Origin of the sequence: Brachybacterium paraconglomeratum, from assembly GCF_039541415.1 — a bacterium.
In the GTDB taxonomy this organism is placed as follows: domain Bacteria; phylum Actinomycetota; class Actinomycetes; order Actinomycetales; family Dermabacteraceae; genus Brachybacterium; species Brachybacterium paraconglomeratum_A.
Map to the genome: position 1 here is coordinate 412,340 of NZ_BAABGE010000010.1, position 20,844 is coordinate 433,183.

General features: G+C 68.2%; 16 protein-coding genes and 2 pseudogenes. 15 read left to right on the top strand and 3 right to left on the bottom strand.

The genetic code is table 11. The annotated features are described in order from the left end of the window. The first annotated feature begins 241 nt into the window (after window positions 1–241). The gene (locus ABD893_RS16465; protein WP_425548393.1) at window positions 242–1,684 is read left to right on the top strand and encodes an MFS transporter; all 1,443 of its coding nucleotides are present in this window, start codon (window positions 242–244) and stop codon (window positions 1,682–1,684) included. On the opposite strand, the gene ABD893_RS16470 is transcribed toward ABD893_RS16465, so the two are convergent. Both ABD893_RS16470 and pgi read right to left on the bottom strand, forming a co-directional pair. Continuing rightward, window positions 1,672–2,472, bottom strand: coding sequence for a GH25 family lysozyme (locus tag ABD893_RS16470; protein WP_345082879.1), 801 nt, complete (start codon window positions 2,470–2,472; stop codon window positions 1,672–1,674). The genes ABD893_RS16465 and ABD893_RS16470 overlap by 13 nt on opposite strands. Before the next feature lie 10 nt (window positions 2,473–2,482). Beyond that, window positions 2,483–4,180, bottom strand: coding sequence for a glucose-6-phosphate isomerase (gene pgi / locus ABD893_RS16475; protein ID WP_345082882.1), 1,698 nt, complete (start codon window positions 4,178–4,180; stop codon window positions 2,483–2,485). 198 nt (window positions 4,181–4,378) lie between these two features. On the opposite strand from pgi, the pseudogene ABD893_RS17100 reads away from it, so the two are divergent. From ABD893_RS17100 to ABD893_RS16520, 8 genes and pseudogenes are all read left to right on the top strand, one after another. After that, window positions 4,379–6,047, top strand: a pseudogene (locus ABD893_RS17100) (peptide ABC transporter substrate-binding protein). A gap of 107 nt (window positions 6,048–6,154) precedes the next feature. Further along, on the top strand, window positions 6,155–7,084 hold the full coding sequence (locus ABD893_RS16490) for an ABC transporter permease (RefSeq protein WP_345082887.1): 930 nt from the start codon (window positions 6,155–6,157) through the stop codon (window positions 7,082–7,084). Next, window positions 7,074–8,027 carry an ABC transporter permease gene (locus tag ABD893_RS16495; protein WP_345082890.1) on the top strand — a complete coding sequence of 318 codons (954 nt, stop codon included), beginning with the start codon at window positions 7,074–7,076 and terminating at the stop codon, window positions 8,025–8,027. The genes ABD893_RS16490 and ABD893_RS16495 overlap by 11 nt, the downstream gene beginning before the upstream one ends. Further along, window positions 8,024–9,925, top strand: a complete 1,902-nt coding sequence (locus tag ABD893_RS16500) for a dipeptide ABC transporter ATP-binding protein (protein WP_345082893.1) — start codon at window positions 8,024–8,026, stop codon at window positions 9,923–9,925. Before ABD893_RS16495 ends, ABD893_RS16500 begins: the two co-directional genes overlap by 4 nt. A gap of 105 nt (window positions 9,926–10,030) precedes the next feature. Then, a complete protein-coding gene (locus ABD893_RS16505; RefSeq protein WP_345082895.1) occupies window positions 10,031–11,005 on the top strand; it encodes a hypothetical protein in 975 nt (324 codons plus the stop codon). Between the two features lie 94 nt (window positions 11,006–11,099). Beyond that, complete coding sequence (gene typA, locus ABD893_RS16510) at window positions 11,100–13,022, top strand: translational GTPase TypA (RefSeq protein ID WP_345082898.1); 1,923 nt, start codon at window positions 11,100–11,102, stop codon at window positions 13,020–13,022. A 4-nt stretch (window positions 13,023–13,026) separates the two neighbouring features. Next, a complete protein-coding gene (locus tag ABD893_RS16515; protein WP_345082900.1) occupies window positions 13,027–13,467 on the top strand; it encodes a hypothetical protein in 441 nt (146 codons plus the stop codon). Between the two features lie 4 nt (window positions 13,468–13,471). Next, window positions 13,472–14,059, top strand: coding sequence for a CDP-alcohol phosphatidyltransferase family protein (locus ABD893_RS16520; protein ID WP_345082903.1), 588 nt, complete (start codon window positions 13,472–13,474; stop codon window positions 14,057–14,059). Here ABD893_RS16520 and ABD893_RS16525 read toward each other — a convergent pair. Beyond that, entirely contained in the window at window positions 13,998–14,270 is a 273-nt protein-coding gene (locus ABD893_RS16525; RefSeq protein WP_345082906.1) for a putative acetyltransferase, read from the bottom strand. The two genes, ABD893_RS16520 and ABD893_RS16525, sit on opposite strands and share 62 nt — an antisense overlap. A 154-nt stretch (window positions 14,271–14,424) precedes the next feature. Here ABD893_RS16525 and fdxA point away from each other — a divergent pair, with 154 nt between their 5' ends. The 6 genes and pseudogenes from fdxA (at window position 14,425) to pflA (ending at window position 20,844) form a co-directional block, all read left to right on the top strand. Then, entirely contained in the window at window positions 14,425–14,754 is a 330-nt protein-coding gene (fdxA, locus tag ABD893_RS16530; RefSeq protein WP_345082909.1) for a ferredoxin, read from the top strand. Between the two features lie 3 nt (window positions 14,755–14,757). Next, window positions 14,758–15,942, top strand: coding sequence for a succinyldiaminopimelate transaminase (dapC, locus tag ABD893_RS16535; protein WP_345082912.1), 1,185 nt, complete (start codon window positions 14,758–14,760; stop codon window positions 15,940–15,942). Window positions 15,943–15,997: 55 nt separating this feature from the next. Next, the gene (locus ABD893_RS16540; RefSeq protein WP_345082915.1) at window positions 15,998–17,350 is read left to right on the top strand and encodes a citrate synthase; all 1,353 of its coding nucleotides are present in this window, start codon (window positions 15,998–16,000) and stop codon (window positions 17,348–17,350) included. Window positions 17,351–17,568: 218 nt separating this feature from the next. Beyond that, window positions 17,569–19,683 (top strand): pyruvate formate lyase family protein, encoded by a 2,115-nt coding sequence (locus ABD893_RS16545; RefSeq protein WP_345082918.1) that lies wholly within the window; start codon window positions 17,569–17,571, stop codon window positions 19,681–19,683. Window positions 19,684–19,805: 122 nt separating this feature from the next. Further along, window positions 19,806–19,988: pseudogene (locus tag ABD893_RS16550) on the top strand (glycine radical domain-containing protein); the annotation flags it as partial. A gap of 4 nt (window positions 19,989–19,992) precedes the next feature. Beyond that, on the top strand, window positions 19,993–20,844 hold the full coding sequence (gene pflA, locus ABD893_RS16555) for a pyruvate formate-lyase-activating protein (protein WP_345082923.1): 852 nt from the start codon (window positions 19,993–19,995) through the stop codon (window positions 20,842–20,844).

Consider the following 20,844-nt stretch of genomic DNA (forward strand, 5'->3'; position numbering starts at 1 on the left):
CGCAGCAGCAGCCGACGCCCACATGGTCGATGTGTTTCCGCAGGATGTACGAAGGTTGCCGTCGGTTGCCGGGTGCGTTGCCGGACCGTGATGAGACCGCGTTCAGGAAAGCGCTGCACGTCGTTCCGGGATGACCTCCTGGTGGCCGGTCGGTGAATTCCGGACCTCGCACGGTTCACCACGCGCCGCGCCCCGCGCCATCGTCCGTCTCAAAGTGTGGCAACAAGGTCCGAATAGCGGAATGCGAGGTCTAGGGTCGCTCGTCGTGAATACTGCTCTGCCCTCGTCTCCCCCCGCTGCTCCGGCACCCGGCTCGGCACCGGCCGGCGCCCCGGCGAACACCCGCGGGCGCGTCATCACCGCCTCCATGGTCGGCACGACGATCGAGTTCTTCGACTTCTACGCCTACGCGACCGCGGCATCCCTGGTGTTCCCGGCCCTGTTCTTCCCCACGCAGAGCCCCGCGAACCAGCTGCTGAGCTCCTTCGCCGTCTTCGGCGTCGCCTTCGTGGCCCGTCCGCTCGGCTCCCTGATCTTCGGGCACTTCGGAGACCGAGTCGGCCGGAAGACCACCCTCGTGGCCAGCCTTCTCGTGATGGGGATCGCGACTTTCCTCATCGGAGTCCTGCCCACCGCCTCGACCCCGGGCTTCACCGTGCTCGCCCCGGCGCTCCTGGTGCTGCTGCGCTTCTGCCAGGGCATCGGCCTGGGCGGGGAGTGGTCCGGCGCGGCGCTGCTCGCGACCGAGAACGCCCCGCCCGGCAAGCGCGCCCTCTACGGCACCTTCCCGCAGCTCGGTGCCCCCATCGGATTCATCCTCTCGAACCTGCTGTTCGTGGCCCTCAGCCTGCAGCTGACCGAGGCGCAGTTCATGAGTTGGGGATGGCGGCTGCCGTTCCTGCTCTCCGCAGCCCTCGTCATCGTGGGCCTCTGGGTGCGGCTGAAGCTCATGGAGAGCCCCGCCTTCCAGAAGGTCATCGACGAGCAGCGGGTCGCCGCCGTGCCGATCGCCCGCGTGTTCCGCACCGCCTGGAAGCCGCTCGTCCTCGCCACCATCGCCATGGTCGCCACCTATGTGCTCTTCTACCTGATGACCGCGTTCCTCATGGTCGTCGGCACCACGGCGGCCGATGAGGAGACCGCTCGCGCCGCTGCGGAGGTCGCCGGCAAGCCCTTCGACGCGGCGAGCTTCGCGCCCGGTCTCGGCTATGACCGCCCGGAGTTCCTCACCATGCTGATCATCGGGGTCGTGTTCTTCGGCATCTTCACCCTGGTCTCCGGCCCGCTCGCGGACCGCCTCGGACGCCGGAAGCTGCTGCTGGCGGTCACCGCCGGGATCGGCATCTTCGGATTCCTCATCGAGCCGATGGTGCAGGCCGGGACGGTGGGCGTGATGGCCACCCTGATCCTCGGCTTCACCCTGATGGGCCTGACCTTTGGCCCGATGGCGGCGTTCCTGCCGGAGATGTTCGCGGCGGACGTCCGCTACACCGGCAGCGCCGTCAGCTACAACATGGCCTCGGTGATCGGAGCGGCCCCCGCGCCCTACGCGATGATCGCGCTATGGCAGCTGCTGGACGGGCCGCTGTGGCTGGTGGGCGGCTACCTGACCCTCGCCGCGATCATCACGGCCGTCGCGCTGCTGATCGGCAAGGAGACCCGCGAGGTCGACTACCTGGCCTGAGTCTGATCCGTCGGCTCCACCGAGGCGAGTGCGGCGAGCTCGGCACGAGAGCCGGTGAAGACATTCATGTCGACGTAGCGCTCCTCGCCGTCGTAGCCATCACGATGGTCCCGGTGGGAGTACTGCCAGAAGGTCCAGCCGCGGCCGTCGTTCAGATCGGGCGGCAGCACCACGGAGCGGATCCAGATCGGGGAGTCCGGGTAGGCGCCTGCGATGTAGAGGTCGTAGGCGTCGGCCGTGGTGTAGATGACCGGCGGGACGCCGTAGTGCTCGGTGAGCTCCTCGAGCAGCGGAGCAAGAATGGTGTCCACCGCCTCCCGTGAGGGCGGATCCTCGAAATAGTCACCATAGAACTCGATGTCCACCGCGATCGGCAGAGTGCCGTCGCCGCCCACGGTGTCGATCACGTGCTGGGCCTGCGAGCGCCCGGAGCTCTCGAAGCTCACGAAGTGGTAGGCGCCCACGAAGAGGCCGGTATCGCGGGCGTGCTCCCAGTTCTGTGTGAACTGCTCGTCCACGTACGAGGAGCCCTCCGTCGCCTTGATGTAGGCGAAGTCCAGGTCGTCGCCCGCGAAGGTCGGCCAGTCGATCTCCCCCTGGTAGGAGGAGACATCGGCGCCCCGGACCTCATAGCCGTGCGCGAAGATCCGGCCCGGCCAGACCACGCCGGTCGCCACCAGCACCGCGAGCGCCGACGCCACGGCGGCAAGAGGGAGGAGGACGCTGCGCAGCAGCGCGGAGCGGGAGAGGCGTCGTGCTCTCCCGCTCCGCGCAGATCCGGTCGTCATGTGTCCTCGATCAGCCCTGCTGGCGCTGCTCGCGGTAGTAGCGGATCAGTCCGGCGGTCGAGGCGTCCTCGGCGGAGATCGCCTGCTCGTCTCCGGCGACGGCCGGAGCGAGGCCCTGGGCGAGCTGCTTGCCGAGCTCCACACCCCACTGGTCGAAGGAGTTGAGGCCCCAGACCACGCCCTGCACGAAGGTGATGTGCTCGTACAGTGCGATCAGCTGGCCCAGCACGGACGGCGTGAGCTTCGGGGCCATGATCGATGTGGTCGGGCGGTCGCCGGAGAACTCGCGGGCCGCGACCAGCGGGCCCTCGGTGCCCTCGGCGCGCACCTCTTCGGCGCTCTTGCCGAAGGCCAGCGCCTTGGTCTGCGCGAAGAAGTTCGCCAGGAACAGCTCGTGCACATCCTGCTCGCCATCGACCAGCGCATGGTTCGGGGTCGCGAAGGCGATGAAGTCCGCCGGGATCAGCCGGGTGCCCTGATGGATCAGCTGGTAGAAGGCGTGCTGGCCGTTAGTGCCGGGCTCGCCCCAGAAGACCTCGCCGGTCTCGGTGGTGGCGAGCGAGCCGTCCCAGCGCACGGACTTGCCGTTGGACTCCATGGTCAGCTGCTGGAGGTAGGCGGGGAAGCGGTGCAGGTACTGGGAGTAGGGGAGCACCGCGTGAGTCTCGGCCTCCAGGAAGTTCACATTCCACACGTTCACCAGGCCCATCAGCAGCGGCACGTTCTGCTCCGCCGGGGCGGCGGCGAAGTGCTCGTCCATCGCGTGGAAGCCGGCCAGCAGCTCCTCGAAGGTATCCGGACCCAGCACCGTCGCGAGCACCGTGCCGATCGCGGAGTCCACCGAGTAGCGCCCGCCCACCCAGTCCCAGAACCCGAAGGCGTTCTCGGGATCGATGCCGAAGGCCTCGACCTTGTCCAGCGCGGTGGAGACGGCGACGAAGTGCTTGGCGACAGCCTCCTGCTCCTGCTCGGCGGTGAGCCCTGCGTTCTCCCGCAGGCCGCCCAGCAGCCACTGCCGCACCAGGCGCGCATTGGTGAGGGTCTCCTGGGTGGTGAAGGTCTTCGAGGCGACGATGACCAGGGTGGTCTCGGGATCGAGGTCCTGAGTGCTGGCGAAGGCGTCGGTGGGGTCGATGTTCGAGATGAACCGGGCCTCCAGACCCTCCTGGGCGAGCGGCTTCAGCGCTTCGTAGACCATCACCGGGCCGAGGTCGCTGCCGCCGATCCCGATGTTGACGACGGTCTCGATGCGCTTGCCGGTCACACCGGTCCATTCCCCGGAGCGCACCTTGTCCGCGAAGTCGTAGACCCGGTGCAGGGTGCCGCGCACGTCCTCGTCGATGTTCTGCCCGTCCACCTGGAGGGAGGGGGAGGAGCCGGCCGGGCGGCGCAGGGCAGTGTGCAGCACGGCGCGGTCCTCGGTGGTGTTGATGTGGGCGCCGGCGAACATCGCATCGCGGCGCTCCTCGACGCCGACCTCGCGCGCGAGCTGCAGCAGCAGGTCCATGGTCGTGGAGGTGAGGAGGTTCTTGGAGAGGTCGACGTGAAGCTCGGCCGCGTCGTGCGTGAAGCGCTCGGCGCGCCGGGGATCGGTGTCGAACCATTCGCGCAGCGAGCCCTCGAGCTCGAGGTTGTGCGCCTCGAGCTCGGCCCAGGCGTCGGTGGAGGTGGGGTCGATGGGGGCAGCAGGTGAGGTAGGAGCAGTCATACAGCCATTGAACACTGCCAACGGTGTTCCTGCAGAGCACCTGCCGGGTGTTCCCATAGGCATGGACAGATGATTGAAACATCTCCGAGACCGAAGTGTTACCAGCACATGGAATGCAGTTGACATTCGCTGGTGCACACTTGTTAGGGCCGCACATGGATGTGCGGTCCACGCTCTAGAGCCTTCACAGGAGTTTTCATGGCCATCTCGCGCCGATCAATGATGCTGGGCACCGCTGCGAGCGGTGCCGCCGCCCTGACCCTCGCCGCCTGCGGGAGCGACGAAGCTGGCAGCGGTGGAAGCGATGGGGGGAGCGGCGCCGGCGGTGGTACCGGCGAGCCGATCTACGCCAACACCACGGAGCCCGAGAACCCGTTGATCCCGACCAACACCGGCGAGGTCGGTGGCGGTCGCATCATCGTGATGCTCTTCGCCGGGCTCGTCTACTACACGGCCGACGGCACCGCCGAGAACGATCTCGCGGAGTCCATCGAGACCGAGGACAATCAGAACTGGACGATTAAGATCCGAGAGGGCCTGACCTACTCGGACGGCTCCACCCCGGTCACCGCGCAGGACTTCGTGAACGCCTGGAACTACGGCGCTAACGCCGCCAACGCGCAGCTCGGCCAGTACTTCTTCGAACCGATCGAGGGCTACGCCGACCTCTCCGCCGAAGGCGTGGCCGCTGACGCCACGCTGTCCGGCCTCGAGGTCGTCGATGAGCAGACCTTCACCGTCCGTCTGGTCTCAGCGCAGTCGGACTTCTCGACCCGCCTGGGCTACTCCGCGTACATGCCGCTGCCGCCCACCGCCTTCGACGATATCGAGGCATATGGCGAGGCGCCTCTGGCCAACGGTCCCTACAAGCTCGATTCCTGGACCCACGACCAGGAGCTGGTGCTGGTGCCCAACGAGTCCTACGACGGGCCCCGAGCCGCGAAGAACTCGGGTCTGAACTTCACGGTCTACCAGGATCCCGAGACGATGTACCTCGACCTCCAGTCGGACAACGTCGACGTGGTCGACCAGCTGCCGGGCTCGGCGCTGGCGACCTTCGAGACTGACCTCGGCGAGCGTGCGGTCAATGCTCCCGGCGCCGTCTTCCAGTCGATCACCCTGCCGGGCTACGACCCGAACTTCGAGGGCGAGGCCGGACCGCTGCGCCGTCAGGCACTCTCGCGGGCGATCGATCGCCAGTCGATCTGCGACAACCTGTTCTTCGGCACCCGCACCCCGCACCCCGGCCACCGACTTCGTCTCCCCGGTGATCCCCGGCGGCGGCGCGACCGACCTCCCCGGTGCGGAGGTCCTCCAGTTCGACGAGGCCGAGGCCACGCGGCTCTGGGCCGAAGCCGAGGCGATCACGCCCTTCAAGGGCCCGCTGACCCTCGCCTACAACGCGGACGGCCCGCACGCCGACTGGGTCGAGGCCGTCTGCAACTCGCTGGCGAACGTGCTGGGGATCGAGGCGAAGCCGACCCCCTTCCCCGCCTTCGGCGAGATGCGTGAGCAGATCCGTGCCCGTGACCTCATGGGCACCTGGCGCTCCGGGTGGCAGGCCGACTACCCCTCGGCCTACAACTTCCTCGGTCCGCTCTACAGCACCGCGGCTGCCGACGGAAAGGGCTCCAACGACGGCGACTACAAGAACCCCGAGTTCGATCAGCTGCTCTCCGACGGTCTCGCCGCGGCGAGCGAGGACGAGGCGATCGCCCTGTGGAAGGAGGCCGAGGCGCTGCTGATCCGCGACCTGCCGGTCCTTCCGCTCTGGTACCAGAACACCATCGGCGGCTACTCCACCCTGGTCTCCAATGTGGAGTTCGGTTGGGACACCGTGCCGCTGTACCACGAGATCACCAAGTGATCCGCTGATCCACCGCGCAGCAGCGGGAACCGGCCTGGTCCGGTTCCCGCTGTTGCGCGCCCGGCATCGCCGGGCCACCTCGTCCCGACTGACGAAAGAGAACCTCTGTGCTCTGGTACATCGCGCGGCGGCTGCTGCAGATGATCCCCGTCTTCCTCGGCGCCACCCTGATCGTCTACCTGATGGCGTTCTACACCTCGGGTGACCCGATCCTCGCCCTGGCCGGGGACAAGCCCATCTCCCCGGCGGTCGAGCAGCAGCTGCGCGAGCAGTACAACCTGGACAAGCACGTCCTGGTCCAGTGGCTGATCTATCTCGGCAACGTGCTGACCTTCGACCTCGGCGTCGGCTTCAACGGTCGCCCGTTGTTCGACCAGATCGTCGCGGCCTTCCCGACCACTTTCCGGCTCGCGATCATCGCCGTGATCGTCGAGACGGTCTTCGGCGTCGTCGCCGGCGTGATCTCGGGCCTGCGCAAGGGCAAGCTGATCGACACCACGCTGCTGATGGTCTCCCTGCTGCTCATCGCGACGCCGACCTTCGTGCTCGGCTTCCTGGCGCAGTTCGTCTTCGGGCTGCAGCTGGGGATCTCTCCGATCAACGTCGGCCGGGACCCGTCCTGGGTGAACCTCCTGCTGCCCGGCTTTGTGCTGGGCGGTGTCTCCTTCGCCTACGTGCTGCGGCTGACCCGCACCTCGATCGCGGAGGCCGCGGGCGCCGACCACGTGCGCACCGCGACGGCGAAGGGTCTCTCCCGCGGCGGCGTGGTCTCCAAGCACATCCTGCGCAACTCGCTGATCCCCGTGGTCACCTTCATCGGTGCGGACCTGGGCGCGCTCATGGGCGGCGCGATCGTCACTGAGCGCGTGTTCAACGTCCCCGGCATCGGAACGCTGCTGTTCAGCTCGATCAATGCCGGCGAGGCCCCGATGATCGTCACGCTCGTGACGCTGCTGGTGATCATCTTCCTGCTGTCCAATCTCGTCGTGGACCTGCTCTACGGCGTGCTCGACCCGAGGATCCGTTATGCCAAGTGACGCCGCCCCCACCCGCCCCCGGTCGGAGCACTGGGTCGCACCGCTGGACGAGACTCCGCTGCAGGAAGTCGATGCGGCCGACACCACCGGCACGCCGCGCTCCCTGTGGAGCGAGGCGCTCCACAGCCTGATCCGCAACCCCGTGTTCGTGATCTCCGCGCTGCTGATCCTGTTCGTGCTGTTCGTCGCGGCCTTCCCCCAGGTGTTCACCAGCCAGGACCCGCGCTTCGGAGACCTGAGCCGCGCGAACCAGGCGCCTGGCGGGGAGCATCCCTTCGGCACCTCGCGCCAGGGCTACGACATCATGGCGCGCACCTTCTGGGGCGCTCGCACCTCGGTGATCATCGGGTTCTTCGCGATGATCGGCTCGACCCTCATCGGCGGGACGATCGGCGCGCTCGCCGGGTATATCGGCGGCTGGTTCGACGAAGTGATCTCCCGTATCACCGACATCTTCTTCGCGGTCCCCTTGATCCTCGGTGCCATCGTGGTCGCCACCCGACTGGGGGAGATGAACCTCTGGACGGTGATCGCCGTGCTCAGCGTCTTCGGCTGGACCAATATCGCCCGCATCATGCGCGGTGCGGTGATCTCGACCAAGAGCCAGGACTTCGTCACCTCCTCCGTGGCACTCGGAGCCTCGAGCCCGACCGTTCTGCTCAAGCACGTGATCCCCAACGCGATCGCTCCCGTGATCGTCACCGCGACCGTGAACCTCGGCGTCTTCATCGTCGCCGAGGCGACGCTGTCGTTCCTCGGAGTGGGCCTGCCCACCAGCGCGGTCTCCTGGGGTGGCGACATCTCCGATGCCCGCGACGCGCTGCGCACGCAGCCGTCGATGCTGTTCTACCCTTCCGTGGCACTCGCGATCACGGTGCTGAGCTTCATCATGCTCGGCGACGCCGTGCGCGATGCCCTGGACCCGAAGGCGAGGAAGCGATGACCACGACCTCCATGACCCCCTCCGCGGCGGGGGCTCCCGCCCGCCGTGACCAGCCGCTGCTGGAGATCCGTGATCTCGAGATCACCTTCTCCACCTCCAACGGCCCGGTGAAGGGCGTGCGCAGCGCAAGCCTCGAGGTGTATCCGGGGGAGACGGTCGCGATCGTCGGCGAGTCCGGGTCAGGCAAGTCCACGACCGCCATGGCGATCGCACACCTGCTGGCCGAGAACGGCACGATCACCGGCGGGCAGATCCTCTTCGAGGGGCGCGACATCACGCACATCTCCGAGAAGGAGATCCGTGTGCTGCGCGGCGACCAGGTGGGCCTGGTCCCACAGGACCCGATGAGCAACCTCAACCCGATGTGGAAGGTGGGTTCCCAGATCCGGGAGACCCTCGTCGCCAACGGGATCGCCAAGGGAGCCGACGCCAAGAAGCGCACGGTCGAGCTGCTCGAGGAGGCGGGGCTCTCCGATGCCGCCCGTCGCGCCGAGCAGTACCCGCATGAATTCTCCGGTGGTATGAAGCAGCGCGCTCTGATCGCGATGGGCCTTGCGGCACGGCCGAAGCTCCTGGTGGCCGATGAGCCCACCAGCGCGCTGGACGTCACCGTGCAGCAGCAGATCCTCGATCACCTCGACTCCCTCACCGCGGAGCTGGGTGTGGCCGTGCTGCTGATCACCCACGACCTGGGCCTCGCCGCGGAGCGTGCTCAGCATCTGGTGGTCATGTACAAGGGCCGGGTCGTCGAGACCGGGCCCGCGCTCGAGCTGCTGCAGAACCCTCAGCATCCCTACACCAAGCGGCTCATCGGCGCGGCACCCTCCCTCGCCTCCCGGCGGCTGGTCTCCGGAGCGGAGCGCGCTGAGATCCGCGAGCGAGCGCAGGAGCATGCCCAGACCGTCGCCGCGCCGTCAGTGCAGGCCAAGGCTCCGGTCACGCCCGTAGAAGCCCAGGGTCCGGAGTTCGGCTACGGGGAGGTCGACTCGGATGCCGTGATCCAGGTCCAGAAGCTCACCAAGTCGTTCCCCATCCGTGGCAGCGTGCCGTGGCGCTTCACGCCGTTCCTCGCGGTGGATGACGTCTCCTTCCAGATCGAGCGCGGCACCACCACCGCGATCGTCGGGGAGTCGGGCTCCGGCAAGTCCACCGTCGCGCAGATGGTGCTCAAGCTGCTCGAGCCCACGTCGGGGCGGGTCCTCTTCGAGGGCAAGGACGTCACCACCTACCGGGGTCGGGAGCTGAAGTCGTTGCGCCGCCGGGTGCAGCCGATCTTCCAGAATCCCTACGGCACCCTGGACCCGGTGTACTCGATCTTCCGCACCATCGAGGAACCCCTGCGCCTGCACGGCATCGGGGATGCGAAGAGCAGGGAGGCGAAGGTGCGGGATCTGCTGGACAAGGTCGCACTGCCCTCGGCGATGATGCGCCGCTATCCCAACGAGCTCTCGGGCGGCCAGCGTCAGCGCGTCGCGATCGCCCGCGCTCTCGCCCTGGATCCGGAGGTCGTGATCTGCGACGAGGCGGTCTCCGCACTCGACGTGCTGGTCCAGGCCCAGGTGCTCGAACTGCTCAACGATCTGCAGGCCGAACTCGGCCTGTCCTACCTCTTCATCACCCACGACCTCGCCGTGGTGCGGCAGATCGCGGACAACACGCTGGTCATGGAGAAGGGCAAGGTCGTCGAGCAGGGCACTACGGACGAGGTGTTCCACTCTCCGCAGCAGGACTACACCAAGCGCCTGCTCGCGGCGATCCCGGGCCGCTCCATCCCGCTCGCGGGCTCGGAGACGATCGACGTGGAAGTGGCTGAGGTTGAGGCCGATGACGAGCAGGCCGACGGACCCCGGATCGACGAGGGCCCGATCGACCCCTTCGCGAGCGCCGGGCACGTCTGAGCAGAGCGGGCGGGCCGCGGACGACGGCGAGCCGGTATAACTGTCAGAACACACGCTGACGGGGAGGGGAGCCGAGCGACGTGGCCGGTGGTTCGAAGGTGACGGATGGGGGATGACAAGGGATCGCTCGACCCCGATCGCTCGACCGGGGACACGGCGGACGGCCACGCCGACGACACCGATGAGGCGATCGCCCGCGAGGCCGAGCGGGCGCGCGCCAGTCGCGCCGCCGGCGGCGGGGCGAAGGAAGGGAACCCGCCCCTGACCCGCTCGGAGGAGCGCGACGCACGGACGCGGCGGGCCGGGCTCGGGGCCTGGTCATATACGCCCAGCTACAAGACCTCTCACCACATGCCCGGAGGGTTCCTGGGCAGTCTCGTCCTTGATCTCGGGTTCCATCTGCTCTGGCCCGTGCTGGTGCGGTGGATGAGCTTCCGGCGGGCGGCCGGGATCGTGGCCGGGGCTGGAGTCGGAATGCTGTGCGGAGCCCTAGTGCTCCCGCGCCTCGCCTTCCCCGAGAGCCGGACGACGGACGGCGACCTGGTCGGTGCGCTGCTCAAGGGAGAGGTCGTCGCGATCACGCTGGCCGTCCTGGTGCTCGGATTCGGCGGGATGTTCATCGGCCTGTTCGCCTCGCAGGCTCGCGCGCAGCGGGCAGAGGCGACGCTGGCTGCGGAACGGCGAGAGCAGGACACCGAGTCTCGGACCGAGCTGCCGCAGGAGGATCGGCCGACCATGGCGCCAGCGAAGGTGACGGCGCCCCGCCGCGCCAGCGGGCCGCGCAGGGTGCGGAGCCGCCAGCACCTGCTCGGCCGTGCCCTCCTGATCGCGGATCCGGTCGCCGTGGCGATCACCTGGTTCTTCCTCGCCACCCTGCTCACCGGACAGTTCTTCTACTCACCGGGAATCACGGTCAGGTCGTATGTCGCGGGGGAGACTCCGTCGTCGTACTTCTCTGAGCCCCTGGTCGGATTCCTGGCGATCGGGGTGGTGTTGGTGATCCCGCTGGCCCTGGCTCTGGGTGCGATGGCGTCGAACGTCTCATCCCCAACCCCTGGCGGGCGGGCTGCGGGCGGATAGACTCGCCTGGGCCCTGGAGCGGGTCGCACCTGGGGTGCGGCCGGGCGCTGCTCGGTCTTCGACCCACCGCGCAACCCGAAACGAGCTTCCGCGTATGACTCTCCAGCACCGTACCGACCTGCGAAACGTCGCCATCGTCGCCCACGTCGACCACGGCAAGACCACCCTGGTCGACGCCATGCTCACCCAGGGTGGCGCGTTCAGCGACCATGACAAGCACGGCGAACGGGCGATGGACTCGGGCGAGCTCGAGCGCGAGAAGGGCATCACCATCCTCGCCAAGAACACGGCGATCCGGTACACCGGGCCGTCCGCTGCGGAGATCGGCGAGCATGATGGCATCACCATCAACGTCATCGACACCCCCGGCCACGCCGACTTCGGCGGCGAGGTGGAGCGCGGCCTGTCCATGGTCGACGGCGTCGTGCTCCTGGTGGACTCCTCCGAGGGCCCCCTCCCGCAGACTCGCTTCGTGCTGCGCAAGGCGCTCGCCGCGAAGCTCCCCGTGATCCTCGTGGTCAACAAGGTGGACCGCCCCGACGCTCGCATCGACGAGGTCGTCGGCGAAGCCACCGACCTGCTGCTGGGGCTGGCCTCCGACCTCTCCGAGGAGATGGACGACATTGATCTCGATGCCGTCCTCGACGTGCCCGTCGTCTACGCCTCGGGCAAGTCCGGCCGCGCCTCGCTCACCAAGCCCGCCGACGGCACCCTCCCCGAGGAGGAGGACGTCGAGGCGCTGTTCAAGACCATCCTCGAGCAGATCCCGGCGCCGGCCTATGACGACGAGGTGCCGCTGCAGGCGCACGTCACCAACCTCGACGCCTCCCCGTTCCTGGGCCGGCTCGCGCTGCTGCGCATCAAGAACGGTGAGCTCGCCAAGGGCCAGCAGGTCACCTGGTGCGTCCAGGACGGCACCACCAAGCAGGTCAAGATCACCGAGCTGCTGGAGACCAAGGGCCTCACCCGCGTGCCGATGACCCGCACCGCCCGCCCCGGTGACATCGTCGCCGTCGCCGGCATCCCCGAGATCATGATCGGTGAGACCCTCGCCGATCTGAACGATCCCCGCCCGCTGCCGCTGATCACCATCGATGACCCGGCGATCTCGATGACCATCGGCATCAACACCTCCCCGCTGGCGGGCAAGAACGGCAAGGGCCACAAGCTCACCGCCCGCCAGGTCAAGGACCGTCTGGACGCCGAGCTGGTCGGCAACGTGTCCCTCAAGGTGCTGCCCACCGAGCGCCCGGACGCCTGGGAGGTGCAGGGCCGCGGAGAGCTCGCGCTGTCGATCCTGGTCGAGCAGATGCGCCGTGAGGGCTTCGAGCTCACCGTCGGTAAGCCGAAGGTGCTCACCCGCGAGATCGACGGCAAGGTCCATGAGCCGGTCGAGCGGATGACCATCGACGTGCCCGACGAGTACCTCGGCACCGTCACCCAGCTGATGGCGTCCCGCAAGGGCCGCATGGAGACCATGAGCAACCACGGCTCCGGCTGGGTGCGCATGGAGTTCGTGGTGCCCTCGCGCGGCCTCATCGGCTTCCGCACCCGGTTCATGACCGAGACCCGCGGCAACGGCATCGCCGCCTCCTACAACGACGGCTATGAGCCGTGGATGGGGAACATCGAGTTCCGCTCGACCGGTTCCCTGGTCGCGGATCGTCCCGGCTCCGTCACGCCGTTCGCGATGATCAACCTCCAGGAGCGCGGCTCGTTCTTCGTCGAGCCCACCTCCGAGGTGTACACCGGCCAGATCGTCGGCGAGAACTCTCGCAACGAGGACATGGACGTGAACATCACGAAGGAGAAGAAGCTGACGAACATGCGTGCTGCGTCGTCGGACTCCTTCGAGAACCTGGTGCCGCCGCGCCGCCTCACCCTCGAGGAGTCCCTCGAGTTCTCCGCAGATGACGAGTGCGTCGAGGTCACCCCTGAGGTCGTCCGCATCCGCAAGGTCATCCTCGATCCGAACGAGCGTCGTCGTGCGACCTCGAAGGCCAAGTCGGGAAAGTGACCTGGTGACGATCGAGCAGCAGCCGGTGCGGCGAGTGGACACCACCTCGCTCGCCGCCCGGCTCGCCCAGGCCGCGATGGCTGTGGTGCTCACGATCGTCTCGGTGTTGCTGATGATCACCACCCACCGGGTGGAGCTCTCGGTGCTCGGGCTCGACCTGCCTGCCGGTCTGGTGTTCGGCGCGGCGTTCCAGGTGGTCGCCTGCGTCTTCCTGTGGGCGTCGACCGGGTCCCGGCTCCCGCTGCTGGTGCTCGGCTGCCTGTGGGGCGTGCTGGCGATGCCGTTCCTGGGGGAGGGCGTGGGCGGTGGCATCCTGATGCCGGCGATGCTGGGCACGGAGCCCCAGTACTCCGGCTGGGTCGTCCAGGGCCTCGGTCTGCTGATCCCGTTCCTGATCGCGGGCCTGATCACCCTGGTGCGCAGGTCCCGTTCCAGGGCACGGTGAGCCGATGACTGCTCCGACGCGTTCTCGCCCGGACTGGGCGACGATCCCCAACCTCGTCACCCTGGTGCGCTTCGTGCTGCTGGCGCCGGTGTGCCTGCTGCTGCTGGACGGGCCCGACACCCTCGCGGTGGTGCTGCTGCTGGTGTGGGCCTCGACCGACTGGATCGATGGGATGCTGGCGCGCGCGCTGGATCAGACCAGCCGCACCGGCGCGATCATCGACCCGATCGCCGACCGGCTGGGGCTGGTGGGGATCGTCCTCAGCCTCGCGGTCGCCGACCTCCTGCCCTGGGCCGCGCTGGCCATCATCCTGGTCGTCGACGTGGCGATGGTCGTGCTCGCCACGGGGGCGGCCCTGGGCGGCCGGATCTCCGTCTCCTGGCTCGGCAAGATCCGCACCTTCGCGCTGATGGGCTCGGTGTTCCTGCTGGTCGCGGCGGCCGCCTGGGCGCCGTCGCTGGTGCCTGCCGCGCAGGTGCTGTTCTGGATCGGGGTCGCGCTGCACACGGCCTCCGGAATCGACTACATCCTCAGGGCGCGGCGGGCCCCCGCCGTCGCACCGGAGGTGGTGGAACCTCCTTCGCCGCGATGATCAGCGCCCGCGGCACCGTCATCTCGCCACGCTTGGTCATCACCTGCACCGACTGCTCGTCGGCGGAGAGGATCGTCCCCAGCGCATCGCTCATCGACTCTCCGTGCGGGGAGGCTTCCCGGTCGATCACATAGCGCAGCACCACCCGGCGCCCGTCCTGGAGGAAGGGCGCCCACCCGGCGCGGACCCGCTCGCCCTCATGCTCAGTCATCGTTCGAGGCTATCCGCTTCCGCGGCCTGGGGCAGGGCGGGCTCCGACGCCGGATGTGCATCCCGTCACCTCCGCGACCCGGCGCCCTCTGGCAGGGCCTGCAGCGGGGACGGGATGACAGAATGAGGACGTCTCCGACGGAAGGAAGCCGCTCATGACGTACGTCATCGCTCTGCCCTGTGTCGACGTCAAGGATCGTGCCTGCGTCGATGAGTGCCCCGTGGACTGCATCTATGAAGGCAACCGGATGCTGTACATCCAGCCCGACGAGTGCGTGGACTGCGGAGCCTGCGAGCCCGTCTGCCCCGTCGAGGCGATCTACTACGAGGACGACACCCCGGACCAGTGGGCCGAGTACTACAAGGCGAACGTCGACTTCTTCGACGATCTCGGCGCTCCCGGCGGTGCGGCGAAGATGGGCGTGATCGACAAGGATCACCCGATCATCGAAGCCCTCCCGCTGCAGCCGAACCCCCTGGCCTGAGCCGTGACGGCTCCCTCTGCCACCCCTGGGCCCTCCGCGGCTTCCGCTCGACGCGGTCTCGCCGCGCGCCTGCCCGAGTTCCCCTGGGATGCGCTCATCCCGGCGAAGCAGCGCGCCGCCTCCCACCCGGAGGGCATCGTCGACCTCTCTGTCGGCACCCCCGTCGATCCGACGCCCTCCTCGGTGCAGCAGGCTCTCGCGGCCGCTACGGACAGTCCCGGCTATCCGACCACGATCGGCACCCCCGTCCTGCGGGAGGCGATCGTGGAGTTCGTGCACCGGCATCGTGGGGCCCCCGCCTCGCTCGGCGTCGACGGCGTGCTGCCCACCGTCGGCTCCAAGGAGCTGGTGGCGCACCTGCCCTTCCAGCTCGGCATCGGCCCCGGGGAGGTGGTGGCGTTCCCGCGCATCGCCTATCCCACCTACGACATGGGCGCTCGGTTCGTCGGCGCTGAGTCGCTGCCGTTGGACCTGGCCGCCCTCGCGGCCCACGGTGATGCGGCGCTGCCGGAGCCGGACGCCGCCGCACGGATCCGCCTGCTGTGGCTGAACTCGCCCTCGAACCCCACCGGTGAAGTGCTGGACGTCGCCCAGCTGGCGTCGATCGTCACCTGGGCGCGGGAGCGCGGGATCGTGATCGCCTCCGACGAGTGCTATGCGCTGCTGCCCTGGACCGTGGACGAGGTGCCCTCGGTGCTGGACCCGCGAGTGAACGGCGGTTCGCTGGACGGGCTGCTGTGCGTGTATTCGCTGTCCAAGCAGTCCAACCTCGCCGGCTACCGGGCAGCCTTCGTGGCGGGAGACCCAGACCTGGTGGGCGAGCTGGTCGCGGTACGGAAGCAGGCCGGGATGATGCTTCCCGGCCCGCTCCAGACCGCGATGGTCACCGCCCTCGGCGACGACCAGGCCCCGGCAGCCCAGCGTGAGATCTATCGCGCCCGGCGCGCGCTGCTGGAGCCCGCGCTGGTGGCCGCCGGGGGCACGATCCACGGTTCCCAGGCAGGCCTGTACCTCTGGACCACCTTCGGTGAGGACTCGATGACCAGTGTCGAGCGCCTCGCAGACAGCGGTGTGCTGGTGGCCCCCGGGATGTTCTATGGTGATGGTGGCGGGACTTTCGTCCGGGTCGCCCTCACCGCGACCGACGAGCGGATCGCTGCCGCCGCCCGGCGCCTCGAGCGCCTCTGACACCTCTGGCGCCTTCGCGCGCCATACCGATCCGACCACGCACAACGGAGAGCCCATGGATCACACGACGACGTCCGCTCAGCTCAGCCTGGGGGAGAAGACCCTCGACCTCCCGCTCGTCCCCGCAGTGGAGGGGAACTCCGGCATCGCGATCGGCCCCCTGCGCAAGGAGACCGGCGAGGTCACTTACGCCCCCGGCTTCATGAACACCGCCAACGCCAAGTCCTCGATCACCTACATCGACGGCGACGAGGGGATCCTGCGGTACCGCGGCTACCCGATCGAGCAGCTCGCGGAGAAGTCCAGCTACCTCGAGGTCTCCTACCTGCTGATCAACGGCGAGCTGCCCACCAAGGGCCAGCTCGACAACTTCGAGGCGCAGGTCGAGCACCGCACCCTGCTCGACGAGCGCTTCAAGCGCATGTTCGACAACTTCCCGCGCGACGCCCACCCGATGGCCGTGCTCCAGGCGGGGACCTCGGCGCTGTCGACCTTCTACCAGGACTCCCTGGATCCCTTCGACGAGGAGCAGGTGCGGATCTCCGCCGTGCGGCTGCTCGCGAAGATGCCCACGATGGCTGCCTATGCGCACCGCATCGCTCAGGGACACGCGTTGCTCTACCCCGACAACCGCCTCTCGCTGATCGAGAACTTCCTGCGCCTGACCTTCGGGTTCCCGGTGGAGGACTACATCGCGGATCCCGTCGTGGTGCGCGCGATGGAGCAGCTGCTGATCCTGCATGCCGACCATGAGCAGAACTGCTCGACCTCCGCGGTGCGCCTCGTCGGCTCCGCCCAGGCGAACCTGTTCACTTCGGTCTCCGCCGGGATCGGCGCGCTCTCGGGCCCCGCTCACGGCGGCGCGAACGCCGCGGTGATGGACATGCTCGACCAGATCCAGGCCGAGAACATGGATCCGCGCGACTTCATGGAGAAGGTGAAGCGCAAGGAGGACGGCATCCGCCTGATGGGCTTCGGCCACCGGGTGTACAAGAACTACGATCCCCGCGCCCGCCTCGTCAAGAAGATCGCGGACAACGTCCTCGAGCGCCTCGGCGTCCACGACTCGCGCCTCGAGCTCGCGATGCAGCTCGAGGAGATCGCGCTGAAGGACGACTACTTCGTCGAGCGCAAGCTCTACCCGAACGTCGACTTCTACACGGGCCTGATCTACAAGGCGATCGGCTTCCCGACGGAGATGTTCACCGTCCTGTTCGCCATCGGCCGCCTGCCGGGCTGGATCGCCCAGTGGGAGGAGATGGTCCACGACCCGGAGACCAAGATCGGTCGCCCGCGACAGATCTACACCGGCCATCCCGAGCGGAACTACACGGTGATGGAGGATCGGACCGGCACCAGCGAGCTGCGCCTGGCCGCCCTCCGGTCCGACATCGAGAAGCGCAGCTGATCCCCCACCTCAGCGGCCCCCGACGGAGAGCCCCCCGCTTCTGAGCCACACGCACCTGAGCGCCCTGACCGCGCGCGCCTCCCTGTGAGGAGCGTCGCTGGTCAGGGCGTTCTCGTCGGGACCTTCCGCCCGCTCACGCTGCGTTCCTCGCCCTAGCCTGAGGACATCAGCGAAGGGCCCGCAGCGTCGACGTCCTTCCGCCCAGCGAGGAGGACCCGATGACCACTGCCACCACCGATCGCCCCGGCACCGAGGCTGCAGGCCGGGACGCCTGGGACGGCTTCGCGCCCGGTCCCTGGCAGGAACAGATCGAGGTGCGCGACTTCATCCAGCGCAACTACACGCCCTACGGCGGGGACGCCTCGTTCCTGGCCGGCCCCACCGAGAAGACGCTGAGGGTCTGGGATCATCTCGAGACCCACTATCTCTCCGAGGAGCGCCGCCGCCGCGTCTTCGATGTCGACACGCACACCCCCGCGGATGTCGACGCCTTCCCGGCCGGCTACATCAGCGAGGACGACGACGTCATCGTCGGCCTGCAGACCGATGTGCCGCTCAAGCGCGCGATGATGCCCAGCGGCGGCTGGCGGATGGTGGAGACCGCCATCAAGGAGGCGGGCAAGGAGGTCGACGAGGACGTCAAGAAGATCTTCACCCAGTACCGCAAGACCCACAACGATGCCGTCTTCGACATCTACACCCCGCGGATCCGCGCGGCTCGCTCGAGCCACATCATCACCGGGCTGCCGGACTCCTACGGCCGCGGCCGCATCATCGGCGACTACCGCCGTCTGGCACTGTACGGCGCCGACTTCCTGATCGCCGACAAGAAGCGCGCCAAGGATGCGGTCGCCGATCAGCCCTTCTCCGAGCACTGGGCCCGCTACCGCGAGGAGCACTCCGAGCAGATCAAGGCGCTGGCGAAGCTGGTCCGGCTGGGTGACTCCTACGGCCTGGACCTCCGCCGCCCCGCCGCGACCGCGCAGGAAGCCGTGCAGTGGACCTATATGGCCTATCTCGCCGCGGTGAAGAGCCAGGACGGCGCGGCGATGTCCATCGGCCGCCTCTCGGCCTTCCTCGACGTGTACATCGAGCGCGACCTCGCCGCCGGCAGGATCACCGAATCCCAGGCTCAGGAGTACATCGATGCGCTCGTGAGCAAGCTGCGCATCGTCCGCTTCCTGCGCACCATCGACTACGACCAGATCTTCTCGGGAGATCCCTACTGGGCGACCTGGTCCGATGCCGGATTCTCCGCCGACGGCCGCGCCCAGGTCACCAAGACCTCGTTCCGGCTGCTGCAGACCCTGCGGAACCTCGGCGCCGCGCCCGAACCGAACATCACCATCTTCTGGGACCCCGAGCTGCCGACCGGCTACAAGGAGTTCTGCTCGGCGATCTCGATCGAGACCTCCTCGATCCAGTACGAGTCCGATGAGCAGATCCGTGAGCGCTGGGGTGATGATGCGGCGATCGCCTGCTGCGTCTCGCCGATGGAGGTCGGCAAGCAGATGCAGTTCTTCGGCGCCCGGGTCAACGCCGGCAAGGCCCTGCTCTACGCCATCAACGGCGGCCGCGACGAGGTCTCCGGACAGCAGATCACCACCGAGGGCGAGTTCGCACCGATCATCGGGGACGGACCGCTGGACTTCGACGAGGTCTGGAACCGGTACGAGCAGATGCTCGACTGGGTGGTCGGCACCTACGTCGAGGCGCTGAACATCATCCATTACAGCCATGACCGGTACGCCTACGAGGCGATGGAGATGGCGCTGCACGACAGCGAGATCGTGCGCACCATGGGATGCGGCATCGCCGGGCTCTCGATCGTCGCGGATTCCCTCTCGGCGATCAAGCACGCGACGGTCACCCCGCTGCGCGACGAGACCGGGCTGGTGGTCGACTATGTCACCGAGGGCGACTTCCCCCGCTACGGCAACGACGACGATCGCGCCGACGACATCGCCGCCACGATCGTGCACACGGTGATGCAGAAGATCACCGCGATCCCCATGTACCGCGACGCGATCCCCACCCAGTCGGTGCTGACCATCACCTCGAACGTCGTCTACGGCAAGGCGACGGGGTCGTTCCCCTCCGGCCACCGGGCCGGCACCCCCTTCTCGCCCGGAGCCAACCCCGAGAACGGGGCCGATACCCACGGGATGGTCGCCTCGATGCTGAGCGTCGGCAAGCTCGACTACCACGATGCCCTCGATGGGATCTCGCTGACCAGCACCATCACCCCGCAGGGCCTTGGTCGCACCAAGGACGAGCAGGTCACGAACCTGGTCGGAATCCTCGACGCGGGCTTCGTGATGGACGAGCAGTGACCAGCCGAGCCGACCGGACCGCCGCACCCCACCAGGAGACAGACATGACCGCCCGCCCCGTCACGACCTATGCCGAACGTCTGGCATCGATGAAGGCCAACCGTTCGCAGAACCGCATGGAATCCGGCCTGTTCCACGCGAACATCAACGTGCTCAACAAGGACACCCTGATCGAGGCGATGGAGAGGCCGGAGGACTTTCCGAACCTCACGGTGAGGGTCTCCGGCTATGCGGTCAACTTCGTCAAGCTCACGCGCGAGCAGCAGCTGGACGTCCTGGACCGCACCTTCCACCAGGACGCCTGAGGCGATGGAGCAGAGCGCCGACCTGCTGGGCGCACCCGCCCGGAACCGGCGCAGCGGCGCGGGGATCGAGGGCATGGCCGAGGTCGAGCTCGGACGCTCCGAGCGGCTGGCCGCGGTCCGGGAGGGGAGAGTCGCCTCGCTCCACTCCTGGGAGCTGGTCACCGCGGTGGACGGTCCGGGCACCCGGCTGACCCTCTTCTTCGCCGGCTGCCCGCTGCGCTGCGTGTACTGCCACAACCCCGACACGATGGAGATGCGCCGCGGGCAGGATGTGGGGATCGAGGAGATCGTGCGCCGCGTCCGCCGCTACCGTCGCGTGTTCGCCGCCTCCGGGGGAGGGATCACCCTCTCCGGGGGAGAGGTGCTGATGCAGCCCGCCTTCGCCGGCAAGGTGCTGCGCGCGGCGCAGGAGATGGGCGTCCACACCGCGATCGACACCTCCGGCTACCTGGGCGCGGTCGCATCTGATGCCTTCCTGGACGATGTCGACCTGGTGCTGCTGGACGTGAAGTCCGGCAGCGAGGAGTCCTACCAGGCGCTCACCGGCCGCGCCCTGCAGCCGACCATCGACTTCGGCGACCGGCTCGCCCGCCGCGGCATCCCGATCTGGCTCCGCTTCGTGGTGGTGCCCGGCTGGACCGACGACGAGGAGAACGTCGAGCGGGTCGCGGACATCGTGGAGCGCTGGAAGCACGTGGTCGAGCGGGTCGAGGTGCTGCCCTTCCACAACATGGGCCAGGACAAGTGGGACACGCTGGGGATGGAGTACAAGCTGCGCGACGCCCTGCCACCCTCGAAGGAGGTCATGCAGCGGGTGCGGGACCAGTTCCGCGACCGCGGCCTCGTGGTGCACTGA